The following is a 23,980-nucleotide window of genomic DNA, read 5'->3' on the forward strand; positions in this document are numbered from 1 at the left end:
CAGATGAAATTCCAAGGCGGCCTGCCGCAAGTTCAAGACCGCAAGCTGACATTCGCGGCCGAGGCTTCATCCCCCGTTCGTCGGCTGCAAATTTCGCTCAAAACACAGCGCCTTGACGCTCACGGTCAGGCAGCAAGCAGAGCGCCAAAGTTGCGCCCTTGCCTAGCAGCCCCCCTCACTTTCAAAGGTTCCCAAACGAGACAAGGAGGCCAGTAACAGAAGGCAGAAATCCTTGGACCAGATGCGCCGTTTATTGTTGGCAGGAATAGCAGCCGTGCTGGGCTGGAAACCATCTTTGGCCGGCAATCCCTATGGAATTGCCAGGCTTCCGGATGATTGGCGACGAGCCTGTGCGACGTGATGAAGGGGGTTGCTCAAGACGAGCAGATTCGATCGAATGAAGCGGTTGCAGGACATCGGGTGGATCGCACTTGTGGCGATCTCGGCGTCACATGGTCTGGCGAATGCCGGATCGACAGATCAGCATTGGTCTGAAGACCCGGCAAGTGGTTGCGCGTTCGTCGCGCCAGTGTCCCTGACTGCCGGGCCGGCCTTTTGGACGGGTGCCTGTGTCGACGGGAAGGCCTCAGGGACCGGCATGTTGCGCCGCCGCCACGGCAATCGCGGCCCTACCGGCCTTCGTCGGCCAGATGAGGGACGGCCTTCCCGAGATCGGCGTTATTGATCTCGCCGACGGATATCGGGCTGGCAGGTTCAGCGGGGACCAAAAGACGCTTGAGCTTCAGATCGAATGAGCTCGCTCGCGTGACCACTCCTGCCCCAGAGGTAGGCCGCGGCGAAGAAGCGAACAGCGTTTTGCATGTGGCCGCCCCTTGCCCGACATCGTCCCGGTCAGCCGGCAGATCGCAGCGCTCTTATTCTGCGGCCAGTCTCGCTTGGTCGTTGGCCTCGACTATCGACTGCAGGACGGAAAGCTCGTCGCTCGCAAGGTCCGTCAACGGTGCCCGCACCGTGCCCGGATCGCGGCCGATCACCTTCAGCCCCGCCTTGATGATGGAGACGGCATAGCCCTTCTTCCGGTTGCGCAGCGCGACGAAAGGGAAGAAAAAGTCCTTGAGGATCTGGTCGACGGTCTGCTGGTCCCCTGCCCTCAGCGCCTTGTAGAAGCGTTGGGAAAGAGACGGGACGAAGTTGAAGACCGCCGAGGAGTAGGTGGTAACACCGGCGGCGAAATAGGCTTGCGCGTAGACTTCGTGGGTTGGCATGCCGCCGACGTAGACAAGCCGGTCGCCAATCTTGGTGGTGATCTCGATGACACGGTCGACATCGCCAACACCGTCCTTGAAGCCGATGAGATTGGGACACTCGTCGCAGAGCCGCGCGATGCTGTCGGCCGACAGGATCGCATTATCCCTGTTATAGACGATCACGCCGATCCCGACCGCCTGGCAGATCGCCTTCACATGGGCGACAAGTCCGGCCTGCTCGGCAAACATCAGATAGGGCGGAAGCAGCAGCAGGCCATCGGCGCCGGCCTTTTCCGCAGCCCGCGCGATATCGATGGCAAGCGACGTGCCGTAGCCCGCGCCGGAGATGATCGGCGTCTTGCCCGCGGCCGCCTTGGCAGCGCGTATGACGAGGGGGATTTCGGCAGGATTGAGCGAAAAGAATTCGCCCGTCCCGCCAGCGGCAAAGAGTGCACTGGCGTCATAACCGGCAAGCCAGCTCACATGGTTTTGGTATGCGGCTTCGTCGAATTTGTTTTCGCTGTCGAAATGGGTGACCGGAAAGGAGAGGAGGCCGTCGCCCACGGCTTTCTTGATGGCGTTGGGATCCATGTTGAATTCCTTGAATGATTGCTGATTGAAGGCGAGCGTCCCGCTCACATATGGCCGGCTTCGATCGCCTCGAGGAGTGCGGCGATGTATCCGTAGCAGAAGCTGAAGGCGACGCCCGTCGCGTCGCGGCCACTGATGCGTGGCACGTGGTCCGGCATGACCATATATCTGTAGCCGACCTCCTGGTACACCTTCAGCGACCGCACCATGTCCATGTCGCCCTCGTCGGGAAAGGTTTCCATGAAGGAGAGCTTGCCGCCACGAATGTTGCGGAAGTGCAGGTTGAAGATTTTCCCGCGCGTGCCGAACCAGCGGATGATGTCGTCGATCTCCTCGCGTGGATTATCAAGCATCTCGCCGATCGAGCCCTGGCAGAAATTCAGGCCATGATAGGGGCTCTCGCGCATCTCAACGAATTTCTTCAGCCCGTCGACCGTGCCAAGGACCCGGGTGACGCCACGATAGCCCGGCGGCGTATAAGGGTCGTGCGGATGGCAGGCAAGACGCACCCTGTTGCTCTCCGCGACAGGAACCACGCGCTCGAGGAAATAGTCGATCCGCTCCCAGTTCTCGTCCTGCGAGAGGAGGCCGGCAATACCGGGCGCGGCCTCACGATCGGCCTTCTCCCATCGAAAGGCCTCGTTCAGCGAACCGCCACGGCCTTGTTCAAGGTCGGTGCGCGGAATGCCGATGAGGTTGAGATTGTATTTCGTGGCGGGAATTCCCGCCTTTGCGCAATTTTCGATCATCTGGCAGACGGCATCGATCTGGCGGTCGCGCTGCGGTCCAGCCAACAGGATGTCGGGATAGGAGGCGTTTTCGATCGGCTTGGAAGGCAAGGGAAGCTGGATCATATCCAGCACGAGACCGAAGCTCTCGACATGATCGCGATGACGCTCGAGATCCTCCAGCGTCCAGCTCGACGGCGCACCTGGCGGATCAGCCGAGATGTGCTTGACGCCCAACTGCGAAAAAACGCGAAAATCATCGTCATCGCGCGCGGCGACCTGGGTTCCCAAATACACGATCAACCTCCCAATCATTCAGATAGTGTCATATGACATAATATGAATTATGGGGATTGTCGAGCCTCATTGCTGTTCTGCGAGCATTCGATATCGTCGCTGGCTCGCCATCAAATGGGCGCGCATGGCCTGTCTCGCGCGGTCGGGATCCTGCTCGGCGATGGCTGCCAGGATCTCTCCATGCTCTGCGTGAACCTTTTCGAGATAGGCGCGGTCGCTGGCTTCGGGCAGGGTCGGGAATTGACCGCGCGGAATGGCGCGCGGGCCGAACTGGCGCAAGGCATCGATATAAAACCGATTGTTCGAGGCGATGGCTACGGCGGTATGGAACTCGTAATCAGCGTCAACCGTGGGCTCTCCACTCTCGATGAGCTGGGCCATTTTCCGGTTGGCGAGCCTGATTGCGGCTTCCTGCTCGGCCGTTCTGCGATAGGCTGCAATGGCGGCCGCCTCGCCTTCGACAGCCATCCGAAACTCCAGCAATTCCAGTGTTTCTGGAATGCTCTTGACCTCGACGGGCGTCAGCATCATGCCGCCATGCGCCTTCGGGTCCGATACGAAGACGCCCTTGCCTTGAACGGGCCGGACGAATCCGGCAGCGCGCAGGTCGGCAATCGCCTCGCGCACGACGGTGCGACTGACGCCAAAGGCCGCCTCAAGCTGGGGCTCGGTTGGCAGTTGATCTCCCTCACGCAGCTTTCCCGTTTCGATCTGCATGCGAAGCTGGTCGATAACCTGCTGCGCCAAGCGCTGTCTGCTGCGCGTGCCTGCCACCATTTCATGGTTCCCCATTTATCCGCCCTCGTCCGCATGGCGCTTGCAAAGCTCAACGAAACATCATAATACGACATACGGCCGACATATTATGTCTTGTATAGTAACTCAGGGAGGAGTTGCAATGAAGCATTTTTCCAGAAGCCTGTTCGTTGGCGTCGCATTTTGTGCGCTGACCTTGGCGGCACCTCAGCTTTTCGCGGCCACCCCCACCGATCAACTCGTGATCGGCACCTCGCTGGCGCAAGTCTTGTCGCTCGATCCCCAGCAGGCGACGGAAGCCAAGGCCAACGAGATCATGTCGAACCTCTACGACAGGCTGGTGGCCTCGACACCCGACGGCAAGATCGTGCCGCAGCTCGCTGAAAGCTGGCAGGTTGACGACAAGGGGATCACCTTCAAGCTCAGGGATGCGACCTTCGCATCCGGAAATCCGGTGACGTCCAGTGATGTCGTCTATTCGCTCGGCCGTCTACTGAAGCTCGATCAGGCCGCGGCCGCGAACCTGAAGCGCGTCGGCTATACCAAGGACAATGTCGATCAACTGGTCAAAGCAGTCGATGACAAGACGGTGCGGATCGATCTTTCGGGTCAGGTGACCTCCGAGCTTCTGTTCTATCGTCTGGCCATGGTCATTGCGAGTGTCGTCGACAGTGTCGAGGTGCAAAAGCATGTCGCCAATGACGACTATGGCAATGCGTGGCTCCGCACCCACTCGGCCGGTTCCGGGCCCTTCACATTGAACCGCTGGACACCGAACGAGCTGGTCATTCTCGACGCCAACAAGGACTATGTCGCAGGCGCTCCCAAGATGCGCCGCGTCATTGTCCGCCATGTTCCCGAGAGCCAGGTTGAGCGCTTGATGCTGGAACGCGGCGACGTCGACATAGCGAGCGCGCTGAGCGCGTCGGACCTCGCCACATTCGCCAACAAGAAGGGCTTCGAGATCCAGCGCGTGCCCACGGGCGGCTTCTACGTGCTGTCGATGAACGCCAGCAACAAATATCTGTCGAACCCGAAGGTGCGCGAGGCAATCGCCTATGGCATCGACTACAAGGGGATCGAAAAGACCATCATGGGGCCTTATGGACGTGCGCGCACCGTGCCGGTTCCCGAAAACTTCGAATATGCAATTCCAAGTCCCGACTGGCACCTCGATGTCGCCAGGGCGAAGGAGCTCTTGGTCGAGGCCGGTTTCAAGGATGGCTTCACAGTCAATCTGAAGACCATCGCGCAGACGCCCCGCATCGATCTTGCCACCGCCATCCAGGCTTCGCTTGGTCAGATCGGCATCAAGGTCGACATCCAGCAGGGCAACGGATCCGACATCATCGCAGCCCATCGTGCCAGAAATTTCGATCTCCTTATTCCTCAGACAGGCGCCTACATGCCGAACGTGCTTGGGGCGATGGAGCAGTTCGCGTCCAACCCCGACAATTCGCTGGAGGCAAACAATGCCGGCAACTTCGTCTGGCGCTCGGCCTGGGACATACCCGAACTGACAGCTCTGACGGCGAAGGCCTCGCTCGAGCCCGACCCGAAGAAGCGCGGCGAACTCTACGTCGGGATGCAGAAGATGTTCGTGGATCAAAAGCCGGCGGTTTTGCCGATGTTCGAACGCTTCGAGCCCATTGTGCTGAACAGCAAGGTCCAGGGCTATATCGGCCATCCAAATCAGACGACGCGCCTTGAGGGCGTCAGCAAAGCCGAGACCGATTAAAAAGGGTCGCCGATCATGAAGGAGCTATCCGTCAAGGAGCTGGCGCGCCGGGTGGGACACCTGGCCGTCAGCCTGTTCATCTTGCTGTGCGTCACCTTCGTGATCGGCCGTATTCTTCCTGCCGATCCGGTCGGGGCGATCGTCGGCGAGCTTGCAGACCCGGCCGCCTATGCCGCCATGCGCGCAAAACTTGGTCTGGACCTGCCGATCTACCAGCAGTTCCTGATCTACCTGAATGGCCTGGCGCATGGCGACTTCGGAACGGCGGTGCTGACGGGCAATCCGGTCTCGTCAGATCTTGCCCAGGCGTTTCCCGCGACCTTCGAGCTTGCCACCCTGGCGATCCTGATTTCGACCTTCGTCGGCGTTCCGCTTGGTCTGACGGCAGCGCTCTTTCGCGACAGCTTCATCGACAAGATTGCCCGGATCGTGGCGCTTGTTGGTCATTCGATCCCGGTTTTCTGGTTCGGGATCGTCGGCCTCGTCATCTTTTATGCCGGACTGAACTGGGTTGGGGGACCTGGGCGTATCGATGTCTTCTACGAGGGTCTGGTGGCGCCACAAACCGGGCTCTTGCTCGTCGACAGCCTGCTGCAGAAAGAAACGGAGATCTTCTGGAACGCGGCTGCGCACATCATCTTGCCTGCGGCAATCCTCGCCTATGCCGCCATGGCCTATATCACCCGCATGACCCGCAGCTTCACTCTTGAGCAATTGAGCCAGGACTATGTGATCGCCGCGCGTGCAAAGGGTGTCGGTCCCGCCCGCACCGTCACCCGGCATGTCCTGCCGAACATCGCCGTGCAGTTGATAACGATCCTGGCGATTTCCTATGGTGGACTTCTGGAAGGTGCCGTCGTCACCGAGATCGTCTTTTCATGGCCGGGTATCGGCCAATACATGACGAATGCATTGATGATCGGCGACATGAATGCTGTCGTTGCCGGCACCATCATCATCGGCTTTATCTTCATGTTCCTCAATTTCCTGGCGGACATCGCCTATGCGATATTCGATCCGCGAACGCGGGAGGCTGCGCAATGAGCGATGCAATCCAAACCGATCTCGCCGCACGCCCACCCAACCTGCCTGCCCGAATGGCCGCCGCCACGATGCGGATCGTCTCCAGGCTGGGACAGGAACCGCTTGGCTTGGCCGGATTTTCCATTCTGGTGGTCCTGTGCATCATCGCGATCCTCGCGCCGTTGCTTGCACCCTATGACCCCAACATACAGGTGCTGTCGGACGCGCTGCAGCCGCCGAGCGCTGCCCACCTTGCGGGCACGGACGAATTTGGTCGGGATATCCTCAGCCGCCTGATCTATGGCACGCGGATCACCGTTCAGACGGTCCTTTCGATTTCCCTGATTGTTGGTCCGATCGGTCTCATGATCGGTGTCGTCGCAGGCTTCTTCGGTGGTCGCACCGATGCGCTGCTCATGCGGGCGACGGATATCGTCCTGTCCTTCCCCTCGCTGATCCTGGCGCTGGCATTCGCCGCAGCACTTGGGGCCGGCCTGACAACAGCGATCATCGCCATTTCCCTGACGGCGTGGCCGCCGATAGCGCGCCTTGCACGCGCCGAGGCGCTGGTCGTCAGGAATGCCGACTATGTTGCCGCAGCCCGCCTCTATGGCGCCTCGCCATTGCGCATTCTGTTCGTATACATCGCACCCATGTGCATCCCGTCGGTGATCGTGCGCCTGACCCTGAACATGGCCGGCATCATTCTGACGGCCGCCTCGCTTGGCTTCCTCGGATTGGGCGCACAGCCGCCGGCGCCCGAATGGGGCGCGATGATCTCGAGCGGGCGCAAGTTCATGCTCGACTATTGGTGGGTGGCGGTGATGCCCGGTGTCGCCATACTTATCAGCAGTCTTGCCTTCAACGTCGCAGGCGATGCGCTTCGCGACATTCTGGATCCCCGCCATGCCAGGTCCTGATATGAAGCCAGTCCTGTCCATCGAAGACCTCAATGTCAGCTTTGGCAAGAACACCGTCGCTGCCGTTTCCCATGTCAGTTTCGACGTCGGTCGCGAGCGTGTCGGCATTGTTGGCGAATCCGGCTCGGGAAAATCGACAACCGGCCGCGCCATCATGCGCCTTCTGTCGCCAGGCGCGACTGTCTTTGCAAAGCGTCTCGATCTCGATGGTCGTCCGCTCCTGTCGATGTCCGAGAGGCAGATGGGAAAGATCCGCGGCAAGGATATTGCTCTCATCATGCAAGATCCCCGCTATTCGCTCAATCCCGTCCTGACCGTTGGCAAGCAGATCGCCGAGGCGGCACGCCTGCATCTCAACCTGCGCGGCGCAGCGGCGCGCCTGGCGGCCGAAGCGATGCTCGAGCGCGTTTGCATCAGGGACGCAAAGCGCGTGATGGGGCAGTATCCGCATCAGATATCCGGTGGCATGGGCCAGCGCGTCATGATTGCGATGATGCTTCTTGCCAGGCCGAAGCTGGTGATCGCCGACGAGCCGACCTCGGCGCTTGATGTCAGTGTGCGCAAGGATGTGCTGACGCTCCTGGACGAACTCGTCCGGGAGAACGATTCCGGTCTCATCCTGATCAGCCACGATCTCCGCATGGTCTCTGCCTTTTGTGAGCGGATCATTGTCATGTATGCGGGGCGCATCGTCGAGACGCTGAAGCGGCTGGAGGATGCCAGCCATCCCTATACCAAGGGGCTGATCGCCGCGATGCCGGATCCGAGGCACCCGGTCCGGCGGCTTGCGGTTCTCGACCGCGCGAAAATCGACCTGGAGAGAGCAGGATGATTAAAGTCAGTGGCCTCAATGTCACCTTCGCGTCCGGAAAACAGCAAAACCATGTCGTCAAGGACATCGGCTTCAGTGTCACGCGTGGGGAAACGCTGGGCATTGTCGGCGAATCCGGCTGCGGCAAGTCCACCGTGTTGCGATGCCTGTCGGGGATGGAACGGGGATGGTCGGGAGAAATCGTGCTTGCGGGTCGGGTCGTCGGCAAGTCAAGAAGTCTCGATGACCTCAAATGCGCTCAGATGGTGTTCCAGGACCCTTACGGCTCGCTGCATCCGCGCCACCGGATCGGCACCGCGCTTGCCGAACCCTTGCGGGCGATGGGCAGGCAGGAGATTTGGCAAGCCGTCGAGCGCTCGCTACGGCAGGTCGGCCTGCCGGCAACCTTTGCAAACCGTTTTCCCCACGAGCTTTCCGGCGGTCAGCGCCAGCGCGTCGCAATCGCAAGAGCGCTGATCCTGTCCCCGCCGATCCTGCTTCTCGACGAACCGACCTCCGCGCTCGATGTGTCGATACAGGCGGAAATCCTGAACCTCTTGGCAGACCAGCGCGACGAACGGGAACTGACCTATGTGCTTGTCAGTCACGATCTCGCCGTGATCGGCCACATGTGCGACCGCGTGCTGGTCATGAAGGACGGTCGCTTCATCGACGAACTGTCAAAAAGCGATCTCAAAACCAGCACCGCCCACGACACCTATTCTCGTGAGCTGTTCGAAGCCAGTTTCATATAGCCGGTCGCAACGGAAGCGATGGATCGCGTATAGGAGGTGGATCTCAGCTCGTGGAATTGAAGCTCACGCGACGTCGTTCCCCGGCCACGCGGCAGGCTTTCGGCTGGAAATCCACGGCCTGCGCGTCAGCCTGGTCGCGCCAGATAGCAACTGCCGACGATCAGGTCTGGTGCGAGTGGCTGCCTCTACCCTTTCAACGGCAGGCTCCCGTCGTGTTCGAGGCGTTGCTTTCCCTGTCTTAAGGAAACCGCGGACGCCTCTTCGCTGGCAGCCGGCGAAATGCACCCTCGGTGTCGACATCCGATATTGACGCCGCCCGAAAGTAGTCGGCGGCGCTCAAGATCGCATGTTGCGGAATGCCGCCCTGATCTCCTGGCTGAAGAGTAGAGGTTCCTCCCAGGCAGCGAAGTGGCCTCCCTTATCGGCTCGGCTGTAGTAGACCAGCTTCGGATACGCCCTCGACAGCCACTCCTTCGGCGGCTTGTAGACCTCCCCGGGAAAGACCGTCACGCCGACCGGTACCTCGATAGCCGTCAGCTTCGCAGCTGAGACCGTGTTTTCCCAATAAATGCGCCCGCTCGATGGTCCGGTGTTGGTCAGCCAGTAGAGCGTGATATCGTCGAGGATCGCGTCCTTCGTCAAAGCCCTTTCTGGCTCGCCACGGGTGAAGACCCAGTCGGCAATCTTGTCGTACAGCCAGGCAGCAAGCCCGACTGGTGAGTCCGCCAGACCGTAACCGACGGTCTCCGGACGGGTGTTCATGATGGCTGCGTAGCCGAAGCCATTGTTCAGGAAGTCTCTTGCCTCCTCGAATATCGTCTTCTCGTCGGGCGAGAGAGCAGCAGGTGGCGGAGCGCCGCTCTTCAATGCCTGGGCAGCGTCCGGTGGGAACGTCGTGGCTCGTTCGATGCGATTGACGTGAATGCCGAGGAGGCCCTCTGGCGCCAGCCTGCCAAGGGCATCGGAGATAATTGCTCCCCAGTCACCACCCTGGGACACATAATTGTCGTAGCCGAGGCGCTTCATGAGCATGTCCCATGTGGTGGCGATGCGCTGCGGGTTCCAGCCAGTTGTGCTCGGTTTCTCGGAGAAGCCGAAACCAGGGATGGACGGCAGCACGAGATGGAAGGCGTCCTCGGCCTTGCCTGCGTGAGCGGTCGGATCGGTTAGGGGAGCAACCACGTTGAGGAGTTCGAACACCGAGCCTGGCCAACCGTGGGTCATGATCAGCGGCAAGGCGTTTTCATGTTTGGAGCGCACGTGAATGAAATGGATATCAAGCCCGTCGATGTTGGTCAGAAATTGCGGGAATGCATTCAGCCTGCTCTCTGCGTTCCGCCAATCGTAATCGGCCTGCCAATATTCGACGAGTTCTCGCAGTTTGGTCGATTGGACGCCTTGGGATCGGTCGGTAACGGTTTCCCCGTCCGGCCAGCGCGTTGCAGCCAGCCGCCGCCGCAAGTCAATCAGGGCCGGTTCTGCGACCTCTGCCTTGAACGGGCGTATTTCGCCGTTCGAAGCTATCGCCATTCTGGGTTGCGCCGCATTGGCAAACGACGGCAAGATCGCGTTGGAGAGGGCCGCCGCTGTTCCCCCAAGCAGGAGAGCCCGACGAGACAGATCGGCAGCATCGAATTTTGCGCTCAGGGTCATGACGTTTCCTCCCCTTCTGGTGAATTACTTCACAGCTTCGACGAGCTTCGCATTCCTGGTGACGATGTAGGTCGCCAGCTCCGACGCCTTGCCATCCCCGACGTTTCGAGCGGAATGGGCGACACCATCCGGGATGAACAGGGATTCGCCTGCCTTGAGCGTCACGGCTTCCCTTCCCTTAAGCTTATACTCCAGTGTTCCCTGAAGAACGTAGGCGACCTCCTCGCCAGGGTGCCGGTGGTTTATCGCGAATGCGCCCGGATCGAAATCGACGCGCACCTGGACAACCTCCCTGCCGGAAACGCTGACGTCCTCCTTTAGCAAGTCCGTCCGCCGAATTTCACGTTGCTCGGCTTGTGCAATCTGGAAGGTGAAAATGGCGGCAATCAGTGCCGCGGGAACGATAAATCGGACGCTCATTGGATTGCTCCTTCGCTGACGAGAGCGGGTGCGACGGCACCGTGCTTGCCATCCAAAATCGGGCCGGCCGGTATCCCGCATGTGTTTCAAGGCGGCTAAAATGTAACGAAGCGTCGCCACCCGCGCGTGCGGATACAATGCAATACCAAATCGCCCGCTGCAGCGTCTCGTACGACGGTGACTAATGTTGCATATGCATCATATGGGACCTGTCGAAACTGGCCTGGCGTTCATCGCGCCGAACCAAGAAGGAGTCTTGAGATGTTGAAACGCTCTATACCACTCTTTTTCTCAGTCGCGCTAAGCGCACCTGCTGCCGTGGGATCGGGCGCAGCTTTCGACAACACCCGCACCGAGATCGGTTACATAGACGTTGCCCCGGACATCACGCTTCGCCGCATGGTCGCCCGTAGCGCAAGCCCGAAGGGCACGGTACTCTTTCTGCACGGGTTTCCAGAGACTCTGCTCGTCTGGAAGGATATCGCCACCGAGCTGGCGAAGGACTACGAAGTCCACGCCATCGACTGGCCGGGCTATGGGCTGTCTTCTCGTCCGGCGCCGGCCAAATTCTCATATTCGCCAAGAGACTACGCAAATGTCTTGGCAGCCTACATCAAGGCTGCCCGCATCGATCGCTCAAAGCTGACAATCTACGCGACCGATATCGGATCGCTTCCGGCCCTTCTGGCTGCGATCGAGGAGCCGGATATCGCCAGAAAGATAGTCGTCGGAGACTTCGCTCCATTCAACAGGCCGGAGCACATGTACGAGAGCCTCCAGAACCTCAAGAGCGAGCCGGCGGGATCGAAGACCCGCATGTACATGAACGAGAACAGCGCCGAGATTCTGGCGAACGTCTATCGTCGTGGCCTGCCGCCCGAAAAACAGTTCGATCTCCCGGCCGATGTCTTCAAGGACATGACGTTGGGATGGGAACATGGCGGCATCACCTGCGCTGATGCTTTCTACCACTACTATTCACACTTCACCCGAGACCAGGACCACCTGGAGACCCATCTTGGCGAACTCAAGACGCCGGTAAAGGTCGTCTGGGGTGAAAACGACCTCTACATCAACAAAGCCATGGGCGAGGAGTTTGCGCGGCGAGCCGGCGCAACCCTTTGCGTTCTGCCGGGTATCGGTCACTATCCGCACCTCCAGAGGCCGCAGGACGTCATCGCCGAAATCCGCGCGGCGAATTAGCCTGCGCCGGTACGAACGCTCTCATGCTGGCTCGTCCTCTCTTGGGAGATTTTCGGCTATGTCGATGATTGCTTTTGCACCATTCTTGCCAACGAGCCGGCTGGCTTTGCGCTGCGCCTTGCGCCAGGCCGGAGCGGCCTCGCTCAGTAGCTTTTCCCCGCCGGCGGAAATGACGACCGGGCGGCTGCGACCGCCCTTTGTCGGAAGCTCTTCGATCCAGCCTTCCTTGAGCAGCGGTGCGAGGCTGCGGGTCAGGGTCGTCCGGTCCTGGAAATTTGCGCGGCCGATTTCGGCGCGGCTGGCACCACCCAGTTTCGCAATCACGATCAGCATCGAGAACTGGGACGCGTTCAGGCCATGGCTGCGCAATTCCTGGTCATAGATGTTTGTGATCACCCGAGAGATGCGTCTGGCCCTCGTCATCAAGCATCCGGATACGACCTCGCCTGCGATAGCGGACCTGGGACCAATTCGATCCATCGCTTGACCTCCACAACGTTCGATAGGCTCGCGTTAGATAGTGTGTATGCAACATCCAGTCAAATCCTGGGCGTAGCAACCGAAAAGATTCAAGGCAGGCAAAACGGTTCGGAACCCTTTGGGCCTCGCCGACGCTTGAAGCCATCGGCCCCCGACGGGCTACCAAACCAAGTATGAAAGGACGAACTGAAATGAACAACACTGCCATCAGTAAATCGGCTGCCGAAACACAGAGGGTCCGCGGCTTGCCAAGCCATTCGACGGTCGGCACCAATGACCTGGACGCCGCATCGGCGTTCTACGACAAACTGCTCTGCGTGTTCGGCATCGGGCGCGTTCTGGTCCAGCCTGGTCGTGCCGTATACTACCGACACAAGACCCTTGCCCAGCCGCTCGATGAGAGCGTGGAAAAATCGCAGCTGCAATGGCTGCGCGAACTCTTTTAAACGAGAGCTATCCCGATGCCACGCATTAACTTTGGGTTAACCATAATCGTCGTTTACCATGATAAAGCGGCCTCGAGCGCCGTTGATTCGGAAATCCGGCGCGAAATCTGCGTATGGATGTGGGGAAAGACGATTGCGGCGACCCGAAGCGTTCAGTCTACTGAGGCCGTCGTGCTTGGCACTGATTGGCGGCCTGCTGGTCGGATGCCAGTCATCGGGAAACGTCCGCCCCCTGAACACGTCACAAACCGTTCCGGCTGAGGCGGCGCTTGCCCTGCCTCCACCTGGAGGTCCCTCGATCGTCAGTGTTGTCGAACACAAGCGCGGCAACGGCACCGAGCAAATGATTTCGCTCTACACGTCGTCTTCGGTATCCGGGCAGAACTTTCTCAAGGTGCAGTTCCTTGGGGCATCGGGCGCCAATCCCGGCACCAGCAGCGCACCATTCAACATGATCAGCGAGAACGGGATAATCCGCGAGGCTTTTGATGCGGTTCCCGGCGTACAGATGACGCGCTCGATGACCTATCTGCAAAACAGCTACGGACCCTTCAGCTATGCATCGGGCCAGAGCGGTTCGGGCGATACCTGTATTTATGGCTGGCAGCAGATCCGCTCGAGCCGATCGGCACATACACAGGCGCGCAACTTCGGAATGATCCAGATGCGGTTGCGCCTTTGTGATGCACGGGCAACCGAAAGACAGCTGCTCGCAATCATGTACGGCTACACACTCGTTGGGACGCTCGACGGCGAAATATGGAATCCGTTTGGATCCGCACCAGGCACGGATCCCACGCTTGGGCGGCCCGGCAATCCGATCTATCCGGACGAAAATGGTTACAGAAGCATGCCGATGGCCTTCGGCTATGAACCTGCCCGGCCGGAAATCCAATCTCGTGTCGTTGTCGTACGCAGCCTTCAGCCGAAGGCCGAGGAGACGCCGGCGCAATTGCCGCCGCCGACAGGTCCTCGCGTACCGTTGCCAGACGGCGCCAACGGCCTGACGCAGAAAGACATGTCAGTGGTGCCGTCAAACGGACAGATCCGAGCGGGAACCGCGACGCCAGGCGGCACAACGGTGCCATTGCCGGAATGTATTGGGGATTCGGCCATGACGGCCGCGTGCCGGAGATAGACGAAATGAGGCTGAGGTGTTCCCAAGCACCCTGCCTGACTTGTCAAAGGGATATTGATGCATAAAGCCCGAAGCATGATTACCTGGGCCATCGTTTCTCTGTGCGTGATCGTTTTGATCACGCTGCCAGTGAACCTGCAGACGCAGCTGATTGCGAGCATTGTCGTCGTCGCCATCATGGCGATCATCAAAGGGCTGAAGGCGGAAGGTACCTGGCGGCTGGTCGCGCTCGCCTTCGGCACGTCCATCGTCCTTCGCTATGTCTACTGGCGCACGACCAACACGCTGCCACCGATCAATCAACCGGAGAATTTTATCCCCGGCCTGCTTCTCTACCTCGCGGAGATGTACAGCGTCGCGATGCTGGCGCTCAGCCTGTTCATCGTCGCGACACCCTTGCCACCGCGCCCTTCGCGCGCCAGCAAGGAAGAGCGCTTCCCCCACGTCGACGTGTTCGTTCCGTCCTACAATGAGGACGCGCACCTCCTTGCCAACACCCTGGCTGCGGCAAAGGCCATGGATTATCCGGCCGAGAGGCTGCATGTCTGGCTGCTTGACGATGGCGGCACCTTGCAGAAGCGCAATTCCAACAAGCTTCTCGAAGCCCAGGCGGCAGTTGCACGCCACGACGAGCTGAAGAAGCTCTGCGAGGATCTTGACGTGCGCTACCTCACGCGCGATCGCAACGAGCACGCCAAAGCCGGCAATCTCAACAACGGCATGAGGTATTCGAGCGGCGAGCTGATTGCCGTATTCGACGCCGACCATGCGCCAGCGCGCGACTTCCTGCTCGAAACCGTCGGCTACTTCGACGACGACCCGAAGCTGTTCCTTGTCCAGACGCCGCATTTCTTCATCAACCCGGATCCGCTGGAACGCAATCTCAAGACCTTCGAGAGGATGCCGAGCGAGAACGAGATGTTTTACGGCATCATCCAGCGCGGTCTCGACAAATGGAATGCAGCGTTCTTTTGCGGTTCAGCCGCCGTCCTCAGCCGCCGGGCGCTGGAATCCCAGGGCGGCTTCAGCGGCATCAGCATTACCGAGGACTGCGAAACCGCCCTTGCCCTTCACGGCGACGGATGGAACAGCATCTACGTGGACAAGCCGCTGATCGCCGGGCTGCAGCCGGCGACCTTTGCGAGCTTCATCGGGCAGCGTAGCCGGTGGGCACAGGGAATGATGCAGATTCTGCGCTTCCGCTTCCCCTTGCTCAAGCGTGGCCTGACGCTGCCGCAGCGCCTTTGCTACATGTCCTCGACGCTTTTTTGGCTCTTCCCCTTCCCGCGCACGATCTTCCTGTTTGCGCCACTTTTCTATCTCTTCTTCGATCTTGAAATCTTCACCGCATCGGGTGGCGAGTTCCTTGCCTATACGCTGGCCTATATGCTCGTGAACCTGATGATGCAGAACTATCTCTACGGATCGTTCCGCTGGCCGTGGATTTCGGAACTTTACGAATATGTTCAGACAGTCCACCTTTTGCCTGCAGTGGTTTCGGTCATGCTCAATCCGCGCAAGCCAACCTTCAAGGTGACAGCAAAGGACGAGTCGATCGCGCTCAGCCGCCTTTCGGAGATCAGCCGGCCATTCTTCGTCATCTTTGCAGTCCAGCTCATTGCTCTGGCGGTGACGATTTATCGCATCTACGCCGAGCCCTATAAGGCTGATGTGACATTGGTCGTCGGCGGGTGGAACGTCATCAACCTGATCATGGCCGGCTGCGCCCTCGGTGTCGTCTCCGAACGGGGCGAGCGGGCCGCGTCCCGCCGTGTCCGTGTCAACCGCCGCTGCGAATTCGGCGTTAACGGCAAGTGGTATACCGCCTCCATCGAGGACGTGTCGGTCCACGGCGCAAGGCTGCATGTGTTCAACAAGCAGCTGGACACGATGGTGATAGGTACCGAAGGAGAGATACGTTTCCAGCCTCACAGCGGCGCAAGCATCGAAACGCTGCCGCTGATCGTCCGTAACATCCAGCCTTCCGGCGAGATTCTTGCCGTCGGCTGCCAATATGTTCCCAAGAACGCCCTCGACCATCGCCTGATTGCCGACCTGATGTTTGCGAATTCCGATCAGTGGACGCAGTTCCAGCAAGCGCGCCGCCACAATCCGGGTCTTGTGCGCGGCACGATCTGGTTTCTCGGCCTCGCGCTCTATCAGACGAGCCGCGGCCTCGTGTATCTTTTCCGCAGCATGCGGCCCGAACGCGAGCGCCAGCACCAGGTCGTGAAGGCGGGCAACTGATGAAGACCATCATATCGATCACGGCGTTTCTTTTCGCCGCTTGCGCGGTCGCCTATGCGCAGGTAGCGCCTTTCGATATGTCGGGCGAGCGTGAGCAAGGTAGCGCGCCCATGGTGCCGAGACTGACATTGCCGGCCACGCCAGCACCGGCAACAATCCCGCAAACGCCCGTACCGGCAACGCCGTCGCCTCCGCCGGCCGCGCAGCCTACGACGCCACCCCCTCCGTTTTCCATGGCGCCGGCTTCCTCGTCAGCGCCGGCTGAGGTGCCTTCGGCGCCAGCGCAAGCACAAGCTGTGCGCCCGAAAACGACAACGCCGGCAAACGCATCACCGGCGGCTGAACCGCCCGCCATGCCATTGCCTCGGCAAATGGCGACTGACGCATTCCGGAGATATGTTCTTCCCTTCGCCAAGTTCGGTCTGGACGGCGAATATGATCGCAAGTCATGGTCGATTTACATAACGCCGGAGCAAGCTGCCGCGCCGGCGAAGTTCAACTTCTCCTACCAGAATGCCGTGGTCGTTGCTCCGGAGGCATCACAGCTGACGGTTCTTTTGAACAATCGGATCGTCGGTCAACAGCCGATCGCCTCATCGGATGCGCCATCGAGCGTCGCCTTCGACGTACCCCCAGGCCTGTTGCAGCCTGGCGCAAATCTTCTGACATTCGAAGCAACGCAACGCCACCGCACAGACTGCACCGTTCAATCGACCTATGAGCTGTGGACCGATATCGACCCGGCAAAAACCTACCTGACCTTTGGCGGGCAAGAAGCCGGGCGGTTCTCCAGTACAGACGCGATCCGCGCGATTGGCGTGGACGAAACAGGAAGGACGCAAATCAGTTTCGTCGTGCCGGCCCTTGAGCAGCCAGGAACAACGAAACCTCTCTTGCGTCTTGCCCAAGGCCTTGCGGTTTTAAGCGGCATGCCGAACCAGACTTTTTCTTTCACCCCCGACACCTTGCCGCCAACCGGTGCCGGTCGCATGACCGTCGTGGTCGGAACGCCGGCCGAACTTCAGTCAGTCATCACCCTGCCGCTGGCCGCGCAAGCAGCGCCGTTCGCCTCCTTCGTGACAGACCCGAAGTCGGGGGCACCTGTTCTCCTGATCAGTGGCCCGTCCTGGCCTGCAATCGCGTCTGCGATCGATACCATCGTTTCGCCAACGGATCGTCCCGCGACAGCCAGTCGCGATACGCTGGTAACGCAGCGTTGGAGCGCCCCGGATGCGCCGCTCGTTTTGTCGGCGACAAACCTGACATTTGCGCAACTGGGCGTGAAGACCAGCGAGTTTTCGGGACGACGCTTCCGCACCAGTTTCAATATCGCGGTTCCGTCCGACTTCTACGCCAATGCCTATGGCGAGGCCACCGTGCTGTTGGACGCAGCCTTCACGCAGAGTGTCCTGCCCGGCAGTCACATCGATGTATATGTCAACGGCAACATCGCTTCGACGGTACCGATTTCGTCGACAGGTGGTGGCATCTTCCGGCACTTGCCCATTCGCGTGACCATGCGGCATTTCAAGCCAGGCCTGAACACGCTGTCGCTTGAGGCCATCCTGATGACGAAGGAGGACGAAGTCTGCGTCCCCGGCACGACGGCCGGCGCCGCCCCGCGTTTTGCGCTCTTCGACACCAGCGAGCTCCACATTCCCGATTTTGCCCGGATCGGACAGCGGCCAAACCTCGCCGGACTGTCTGGAACCGGTTATCCGTACAATCGAGCCATGCTGCCAGTACCGCTCTTTATCGATCGGATTGACAGCGACACGCTGTCGGCGACCGCCACGCTGCTTGGACAAATGGCGATCGTTGCCGGCCGCCCGATCGACGTCGAACCGGCGGCGACGCCAGGCGCCATAGGCGAGCGCGATGCGATTTTCATAGGATCGATCTCTCAAATGCCGCCAGCGGTGCTGTCGCAGTTGAATATTGCGGCGACGAGCCAGGCCTCCTGGCGACCTCAGATCGCCGCTCAATCCAATCAGGCTGAACCTTCCGTGACCTTTGAGGATTGGCGCTCGAAGGTTAGCGGCGGAGTGTGGCGCGGACAGATCACATCCTTCCAGGAGTGGCTTCGCCGCAACTTCGACATCTCCTTGAGCTCACTGCAGTTCGTGCCCGGGTCGGAAGACGTTTTTACACCCGGCAATGCCGACAGCTTCTTGATCGCTCAGGGTAAAAGCGTGGCCGGGGGGTCGTCCTGGACCGTCGTCACAGCTCCCTCGGCCAGCGACCTGCGCGAAGGCGTGGAGGCTGTCACCGCCCAGGTCAACTGGCCAAAAATCGCTGGTCATATCACCACCTACTCCAGCAAGACCGGCAAGATTGAAAGCGTCCCCGTCGGTCGCTTTGATTTCGTAAGCTCTCAGCCCTGGTCCCTGTCAAACTATCGCCTGATTGCTGCAAACTGGCTGTCGACGAACATTTTGTCCTACGCCTTCCTTCTTGTCGTCCTGTCGCTTCTGATCGGCGTGACCACGGCAAGCATGCTTTCCAGATTGGGCAGGCGCGAATGATGAGGCTTTTGAAACTGATTTGCGCCGCAGGCTTTGCGGTTGCTTTCTGCTTCCAGTCTGCGCAGGCCCAGGGACCGGGGATCAGCCCGCAGGCCTGGAACGCCTACAAGGCGAAGTTCCTGGATGCGAGCGGCCGCATCATCGATGACGCCAACGGCAATATCAGCCACAGCGAGGGCCAGGGGTATGGCCTGCTGCTTGCCTATCTCGCCAATAGCCCCGCCGACTTCGAGCAGATCTGGTATTTCACGCGCACCGAGCTGCTGTTGCGCGACGACGGCCTGGCAGCCTGGAAATGGGACCCGGCCGTCACGCCACATGTCACCGACACCAACAACGCTTCGGACGGCGATCTCTTGATCGCCTATGCGTTGGCGCTCGCCGGATCTGCCTGGAACAAGAGCGACTATATCGAGGCAGCCGCGAAGATGGCGCAGGCGCTTCTGTCGCGCGTCGTGGTCAGCTCAGGCGGACGAACATTGCTGTTGCCTGGTGTCAGCGGATTTGATTCCACCGATCGCAAAGATGGCCCGATCGTCAATCCTTCCTACTGGGTCTACGAGGCGATCCCGGTCATGGCGCTGCTCGCGCCGTCCAACGCCTGGCAAAAGCTGTCGGACGACGGCCTGTCGTTGTTGCGGGCAATGCAGTTCGGACCACGCAAGCTACCAGGCGACTGGGTCAGCCTCAATCGCATGCCGGAACCGGCGAAAGGCTTCGATGCGGAATACGGATATAACAGCCTGCGCATCCCGCTTTATCTCGTTCGCGCGGGAATTTCGGACAAGGAATTGCTGTCAAGAATACGCAAGGGAATGACGACGCAGGATGGCACTCCGGCGACGATCGACCTCGCATCCGGCAAGCCGAAAACACTGCTGCCGGACCCGGGTTATCGAATTGTTAACGATGTCGTGGCCTGTGTGACAGATGGAACGAGGCTGTCCGAGTCGTCGCGGCACTTTGAACCATCGCTCTACTATCCATCGACCCTTCATCTTCTTGGGTTGGCATTTGTCGGGGAGAAACATCCAGAGTGTCTGTAAGATCCTCATCCGTTGCAATTGTTGTCGCGGTGGCGGTAGCCGGTCTGGTGACCGCTCTTAAGGATCGTCCGGCACTTCGGGATATGCTTGGCTTCCATTGGACGAGCGAGCCCGCGCCTCAATTCATGCTCATGGGGCGTGTCACGGGACCGGAAACCAGTCCCAAGCCGCACGTCGATGTGCAGGCGATCGCCGATCGGCTGCAGGCCGCGACCATGGTTGCGCCGCAGCCTCAGGACGGCGAGGAAGCCGAAAACCCGGTCACGCTTGCACAAGCTCCGCAACAGCAGCCAAGTGCTGCTCAACCAGCAAGGCCCCAGCCAAAAGTCGACGAGAGTGCATTGCGCTATTTCGCCAGCCGCGGCGACACGGCACGACTCCAGGCCGAGATCGCGCGTCTTCGGGCACTCTACCCGAACTGGGTGCCACCGGCCGATCCCCTGGCCATTCCGCAGGGCGGCGACAAGCAGCTTGAACAAATGTGGCAGCTTTATTCGGAGGGACGCTATGCGGAACTGCGAAAGGCTCTTGCCGATCGGCAGGCGTCCGAGCCGGGGTGGCAGCCGCCGCCCGATCTGCTTGACCGGCTGGATGTTGCCGAAGCCCGGGCGCGCCTTGTCAATGCGTCCGACCTGAAGCAGTACGCAACCGTCATCCAGATCGGCGCCAACACGCCGAGCCTTCTGACATGTAGCGACATCGATGTGCTGTGGCGCGTGGCCGAAGCCTTCGCAAAGACAAACCGCTCGCCTCGCGCCCAGGCTGCCTATGTCTACATCCTGAAGAATTGCACAAATCCCCAGGAGCGCTTGGCGACCATTCAGAAGGCGTCCACGTTGCTGTCCTACGCAATGATGCAGGATCTCATTGGCCTTGAACGTCCCGATGGCAACGGCGGTCGCGAATTTGATAGCATCCGCAATGACCTTGCCCGCCGCTTTGTCGCCGCTGGCAACGATGACCCCAATCTCGCTGTGGCGCCAACATACCTTTCAATTGTCCAACGGCTTGCTGAAACCGAGGGGCTTGCATCCGACAGCCTGCTGCTTGGCTGGTATCAGCTTCGCCGTGAAAACTACGCGGATGCCGAAAAATGGTTCCGGACTGCGCGCGAGAAGGAAGACACGGCCCTTGCCTCACAGGGTCTGGCGTTGGCGCTCATTGCCGAGAAGAAACATCAGGAAGCCGAGGATGTGGTCTACAAGTGGCGCGGCGCATCCAAGGACGCGACCGCGACCTATCTTGCGGCAACGGCAAACCTGATGGCCCTGCAGCCACCCGCGAACCTCAGCGAAGAGGTGCTTTCGCGTATCGCCGCCGAGGTCATTGCGCAAAAGTATGTGCCGACGGCGCAGCAATTCGGCTGGTTTGCGCGCACCCTCAACCAACCGGAAGCGGCAGCGCGCTGGTTCGAGACCGCATTGCGCTGGAAGCCGGATGACGAGCCCTCTGCCTACGGGCTGGCCATCACGCGTCAGCAATTGCGCGATCATACCGGCGTGGCCGAGATCCAGCGCCTGTGGGCAGGCAGGTCAGAGCGCATCGCGCAGTTGGGTGAGACCACCAACAGGACGACCACCATGCCTCCCCTGCCCGCTCCGGGGCAGACGATTGAGCCAGAGGCGCCGCCCAAGGTCGTCAGCGCACCGACGGAGCCGCTTGAAAGAGCAATCCCACCGGCTCGCGTCGAAGCCTTGCGCCAGCCTGCGATGCAAACTGTAACCGTTCGCCGCAGTGGACGGCAGCTGCGCGGCTGCACCACCACGATCAATGCCCAATTGCTTGATCCGGAAACGGCATTGTCACGCGGCTGGTGCCTGATGGACATCAATCGGCCGATGGAAGCGGCGAAGGCCTTCGAGGCAGCGCTAGCCGGTCCAAACCGCAAGACGCGCGAAGACGCGGCCTATGGCCAGAGCCTCGCCTACCTGAGGGCTGGTCTCTCCAACAATGCAGCGGTCGCCGCCACGAAGGCGCCGCAGACACAACAGCGGGCGGCGGAACTGCAGGCCGCGATCCTGGCAGATCGGGCGCTCGCCGCCTTCGATGCGAAGCGTTATCGCGAAGCATTGATATATCTCGATCAGCGCGCGCAACTCCGCCAGGAGCCGATCGATCTCTTGGTTCTTCGAGGATATGCCTACTTGAACATGAAGATGTACGGCGACGCGGAACGGATATTCACAGCCGCCGCTGCGACCGGCAGCAAGGATGCGAACCGTGGGCTGGCCGACCTGAAGGCATCGACACACCCTGACACCGTCGACTAATGATCCGGGCATTCGCTGCAGGGTGCACTTCCTCGGTGAGCGTCGGGAAAGGCAAGGCTTGTTGCCGGCTCGCCCTTACCCTACCGAAACACCTCGCGCCAAATGCACGCCCGTCAGAATGAGCCGAACATCGAACCGAGCACGGTGACCACGACGAGCGCGATGATGACATTGACGATGACAGTCATCACCATGTCGCCATAGCTTTCACGGTGCGTGAGTTTGCTGATCTGAAGCAGAAGCAGTACAGTGCCGTTGTGAGGGAGGGCGTCCAGAGTGCCCGCGCTGATCGTTGTCAGCCGGTGCATCAGCTCCGGATTGATGCCGTGCTCGCTCGCAAGTGTCATGAAGTTGTCGCCGAGCGCATTAAGCGCAATCGCCATTCCGCCCGAAGCCGTGCCTGTGAGCCCTGCGAGCACATTCATGGCGACGATGATCGAAACCAGCGGCCCTCCGGGGACTTCCAGCACGGCGTCGCGAACCGCAACGAATGCGGGCAGTGTGCCAATGACGGCGCCGAAGCCTACGAGACTGGCGATCATCAGGATCGGCACGGCGGCAGAGTTGGCGCCGGCATCAAGGGTTTCGCGCAGCGCAGGCAGGCGTCGGAAATTGACGATAATGACGGTCAGTATGGCAGCAGCAAGCGCAAGGACGACGGACCATATGCCGGCCACTGCTCCGATCGTGGTCCGGCCCCAGGCCTCCTCGGCGAGGAACGCAAAGTCCATGCGCGGAAGCACGACCAGGGCCATCAGGAAATTCACGACAATGACCACCACGAGCGGCAAAAAAGCAAGGAAGAAGGGCGGCAAGCTGGCACTGCGCTTGCCGTGATCGATCTCCGCCGGGTCGAAATCGCCGGCCATTGCCGCCTGCTCGCGGGTCCTGTCGTCGAGGGCAAAGGCCGTTTTTGTGCCAACGTAACCCTCGCCGGCCCTGCGTGCTGCAGCTTCGGCGCGGGCAAGCCACCACATGCCCAAAGCGAAGATTATGATTGAAGCGATGATGCCCAGACCAGGCGCGGCGAAGGTCGTCGTACCGAAATACGGCATCGGAATGGCGTTGTTGACCGAAGGCGTTCCCGGCATCACCGACATCGTGAACGTAAACGCGCCGAGACCGATGGTGGCCGGCATCAACCGGCGCGGGATGTTGGCCGCCCGGAACATCTCGTCCGCCATGGGTACCAGCACGAAGAAGGCGACGAAGACGCTGACGCCGCCATAGGTGACCAGGGCCGAGGCAAGCACGACCGACAGCATCGTGCGCTTCGTTCCGAGCCGTTCGGTGAAGAACCGCGCGATCGATATGATCGCACCGCTGTCGTCCATGAGCTTGCCGAACAAACCACCGAGCAGGAACATCGGGAACCACTGCGCGACGAAGCGCGCAGCCCCTCCCATGAACGTCTGCGTCCAGCTGGCAAGGAGTGGCTCGCCGGAGATCGCAGCCGCCACCAGTGCAGCCAGCGGAGCCACGATCAACACGCTCCATCCGCGATAGGCAAGCCATATCAGCAGGGCGAGCGCGAGCAGTATCCCAACCAATCCCATGTTTCAGCCTTTCATCCAAACTGAGTTCTCGGCTTCGATGTCGACGGTCACCGGCAATCCACGTGAACCACCGCTGCCACCCCTTTCCAAGGACACCATCCAATCCAGGCCCGGCCGGTCGTCCAATCTGGCATCGCCAAGTAGCGTCGTCGTTCGCCTTCTGCCCCAT

General features: G+C 60.3%; 18 protein-coding genes and 1 pseudogene. 12 read left to right on the forward strand and 7 right to left on the reverse strand.

The genetic code is table 11. From position 1 onward, the window contains the following. Positions 1 to 875 precede the first annotated feature (875 nt). The 3 genes from kdgD to NBG89_RS26325 form a co-directional block, all read right to left on the reverse strand. A complete protein-coding gene (kdgD, locus tag NBG89_RS26315) occupies positions 876 to 1,799 on the reverse strand; it encodes a 5-dehydro-4-deoxyglucarate dehydratase (RefSeq protein ID WP_431323235.1) in 924 nt (307 codons plus the stop codon). 44 nt (positions 1,800 to 1,843) lie between these two features. Then, the gene (locus tag NBG89_RS26320; RefSeq protein WP_431323236.1) at positions 1,844 to 2,824 is read right to left on the reverse strand and encodes a mannonate dehydratase; all 981 of its coding nucleotides are present in this window, start codon (positions 2,822 to 2,824) and stop codon (positions 1,844 to 1,846) included. 66 nt (positions 2,825 to 2,890) lie between these two features. Then, positions 2,891 to 3,616: a FadR/GntR family transcriptional regulator gene (locus NBG89_RS26325; protein ID WP_431323237.1), complete on the reverse strand. Its 726-nt coding sequence runs from the start codon at positions 3,614 to 3,616 to the stop codon at positions 2,891 to 2,893. A 106-nt stretch (positions 3,617 to 3,722) separates the two neighbouring features. Between NBG89_RS26325 and NBG89_RS26330 the strand changes: the two genes are divergently transcribed. From NBG89_RS26330 to NBG89_RS26350, 5 genes are read left to right on the forward strand one after another with little or no spacing between them, the layout of a single operon-like run. Next, a complete protein-coding gene (locus tag NBG89_RS26330; protein WP_431323238.1) occupies positions 3,723 to 5,318 on the forward strand; it encodes an ABC transporter substrate-binding protein in 1,596 nt (531 codons plus the stop codon). 15 nt (positions 5,319 to 5,333) lie between these two features. Next, complete coding sequence (locus NBG89_RS26335; protein ID WP_431323239.1) at positions 5,334 to 6,362, forward strand: ABC transporter permease; 1,029 nt, start codon at positions 5,334 to 5,336, stop codon at positions 6,360 to 6,362. Further along, positions 6,359 to 7,261, forward strand: a complete 903-nt coding sequence (locus NBG89_RS26340) for an ABC transporter permease (protein ID WP_431323240.1) — start codon at positions 6,359 to 6,361, stop codon at positions 7,259 to 7,261. The genes NBG89_RS26335 and NBG89_RS26340 overlap by 4 nt, the downstream gene beginning before the upstream one ends. Continuing rightward, positions 7,248 to 8,093: an ABC transporter ATP-binding protein gene (locus NBG89_RS26345; protein WP_431323241.1), complete on the forward strand. Its 846-nt coding sequence runs from the start codon at positions 7,248 to 7,250 to the stop codon at positions 8,091 to 8,093. The genes NBG89_RS26340 and NBG89_RS26345 overlap by 14 nt, the downstream gene beginning before the upstream one ends. Beyond that, a complete protein-coding gene (locus NBG89_RS26350; RefSeq protein WP_431323242.1) occupies positions 8,090 to 8,827 on the forward strand; it encodes an ABC transporter ATP-binding protein in 738 nt (245 codons plus the stop codon). Before NBG89_RS26345 ends, NBG89_RS26350 begins: the two co-directional genes overlap by 4 nt. 336 nt (positions 8,828 to 9,163) lie before the next feature. Here the strand turns inward: NBG89_RS26350 and NBG89_RS26355 are convergent, their stop codons facing one another. After that, entirely contained in the window at positions 9,164 to 10,480 is a 1,317-nt protein-coding gene (locus NBG89_RS26355) for an epoxide hydrolase family protein (RefSeq protein WP_431323243.1), read from the reverse strand. Between the two features lie 24 nt (positions 10,481 to 10,504). Then, entirely contained in the window at positions 10,505 to 10,900 is a 396-nt protein-coding gene (locus tag NBG89_RS26360) for a cupin domain-containing protein (RefSeq protein ID WP_431323244.1), read from the reverse strand. 261 nt (positions 10,901 to 11,161) lie between these two features. Between NBG89_RS26360 and NBG89_RS26365 the strand changes: the two genes are divergently transcribed. Then, positions 11,162 to 12,103, forward strand: a complete 942-nt coding sequence (locus NBG89_RS26365; protein WP_431323245.1) for an alpha/beta fold hydrolase — start codon at positions 11,162 to 11,164, stop codon at positions 12,101 to 12,103. Positions 12,104 to 12,124: 21 nt separating this feature from the next. On the opposite strand, the gene NBG89_RS26370 is transcribed toward NBG89_RS26365, so the two are convergent. After that, positions 12,125 to 12,526: a MarR family winged helix-turn-helix transcriptional regulator gene (locus NBG89_RS26370; RefSeq protein ID WP_431323246.1), complete on the reverse strand. Its 402-nt coding sequence runs from the start codon at positions 12,524 to 12,526 to the stop codon at positions 12,125 to 12,127. Between the two features lie 248 nt (positions 12,527 to 12,774). Here NBG89_RS26370 and NBG89_RS26375 point away from each other — a divergent pair. From NBG89_RS26375 to NBG89_RS26400, 6 genes and pseudogenes are all read left to right on the forward strand, one after another. Then, positions 12,775 to 12,966, forward strand: a pseudogene (locus NBG89_RS26375) (VOC family protein); the annotation flags it as partial. Positions 12,967 to 13,222: 256 nt separating this feature from the next. Beyond that, on the forward strand, positions 13,223 to 14,167 hold the full coding sequence (gene bcsN, locus NBG89_RS26380; RefSeq protein WP_431324561.1) for a cellulose biosynthesis protein BcsN: 945 nt from the start codon (positions 13,223 to 13,225) through the stop codon (positions 14,165 to 14,167). 57 nt (positions 14,168 to 14,224) lie between these two features. Then, the gene (gene bcsA / locus NBG89_RS26385; protein ID WP_431323247.1) at positions 14,225 to 16,414 is read left to right on the forward strand and encodes a UDP-forming cellulose synthase catalytic subunit; all 2,190 of its coding nucleotides are present in this window, start codon (positions 14,225 to 14,227) and stop codon (positions 16,412 to 16,414) included. Further along, positions 16,414 to 18,939, forward strand: a complete 2,526-nt coding sequence (locus NBG89_RS26390; RefSeq protein WP_431323248.1) for a cellulose biosynthesis cyclic di-GMP-binding regulatory protein BcsB — start codon at positions 16,414 to 16,416, stop codon at positions 18,937 to 18,939. The genes bcsA and NBG89_RS26390 overlap by 1 nt, the downstream gene beginning before the upstream one ends. Next, positions 18,936 to 19,985 (forward strand): glycosyl hydrolase family 8, encoded by a 1,050-nt coding sequence (locus NBG89_RS26395; RefSeq protein WP_431323249.1) that lies wholly within the window; start codon positions 18,936 to 18,938, stop codon positions 19,983 to 19,985. The genes NBG89_RS26390 and NBG89_RS26395 overlap by 4 nt, the downstream gene beginning before the upstream one ends. Beyond that, entirely contained in the window at positions 19,976 to 22,255 is a 2,280-nt protein-coding gene (locus NBG89_RS26400) for a cellulose synthase (protein ID WP_431323250.1), read from the forward strand. The genes NBG89_RS26395 and NBG89_RS26400 overlap by 10 nt, the downstream gene beginning before the upstream one ends. Positions 22,256 to 22,368: 113 nt before the next feature. Here NBG89_RS26400 and NBG89_RS26405 read toward each other — a convergent pair whose 3' ends face one another. Further along, on the reverse strand, positions 22,369 to 23,811 hold the full coding sequence (locus tag NBG89_RS26405) for a GntP family permease (protein ID WP_431323251.1): 1,443 nt from the start codon (positions 23,809 to 23,811) through the stop codon (positions 22,369 to 22,371). Between the last annotated feature and the right edge of the window lie 169 nt (positions 23,812 to 23,980).

Source organism: Rhizobium sp. YTU87027, assembly GCF_050644135.1.
In the GTDB taxonomy this organism is placed as follows: domain Bacteria; phylum Pseudomonadota; class Alphaproteobacteria; order Rhizobiales; family Rhizobiaceae; genus Rhizobium.

Coding starts and splice junctions, on each gene's coding strand:
- kdgD (WP_431323235.1), bottom strand. CDS start 1,799: ATGGATCCCAACGCCATCAAGAAAGCCGTGGGCGACGGCCTCCTCTCC.
- NBG89_RS26325 (WP_431323237.1), bottom strand. CDS start 3,616: ATGGGGAACCATGAAATGGTGGCAGGCACGCGCAGCAGACAGCGCTTG.
- NBG89_RS26330 (WP_431323238.1), top strand. CDS start 3,723: ATGAAGCATTTTTCCAGAAGCCTGTTCGTTGGCGTCGCATTTTGTGCG.
- NBG89_RS26335 (WP_431323239.1), top strand. CDS start 5,334: ATGAAGGAGCTATCCGTCAAGGAGCTGGCGCGCCGGGTGGGACACCTG.
- NBG89_RS26340 (WP_431323240.1), top strand. CDS start 6,359: ATGAGCGATGCAATCCAAACCGATCTCGCCGCACGCCCACCCAACCTG.
- NBG89_RS26345 (WP_431323241.1), top strand. CDS start 7,248: ATGCCAGGTCCTGATATGAAGCCAGTCCTGTCCATCGAAGACCTCAAT.
- NBG89_RS26350 (WP_431323242.1), top strand. CDS start 8,090: ATGATTAAAGTCAGTGGCCTCAATGTCACCTTCGCGTCCGGAAAACAG.
- NBG89_RS26355 (WP_431323243.1), bottom strand. CDS start 10,480: ATGACCCTGAGCGCAAAATTCGATGCTGCCGATCTGTCTCGTCGGGCT.
- NBG89_RS26360 (WP_431323244.1), bottom strand. CDS start 10,900: ATGAGCGTCCGATTTATCGTTCCCGCGGCACTGATTGCCGCCATTTTC.
- NBG89_RS26365 (WP_431323245.1), top strand. CDS start 11,162: ATGTTGAAACGCTCTATACCACTCTTTTTCTCAGTCGCGCTAAGCGCA.
- NBG89_RS26370 (WP_431323246.1), bottom strand. CDS start 12,526: ATGACGAGGGCCAGACGCATCTCTCGGGTGATCACAAACATCTATGAC.
- bcsA (WP_431323247.1), top strand. CDS start 14,225: ATGCATAAAGCCCGAAGCATGATTACCTGGGCCATCGTTTCTCTGTGC.
- NBG89_RS26390 (WP_431323248.1), top strand. CDS start 16,414: ATGAAGACCATCATATCGATCACGGCGTTTCTTTTCGCCGCTTGCGCG.
- NBG89_RS26395 (WP_431323249.1), top strand. CDS start 18,936: ATGATGAGGCTTTTGAAACTGATTTGCGCCGCAGGCTTTGCGGTTGCT.
- NBG89_RS26405 (WP_431323251.1), bottom strand. CDS start 23,811: ATGGGATTGGTTGGGATACTGCTCGCGCTCGCCCTGCTGATATGGCTT.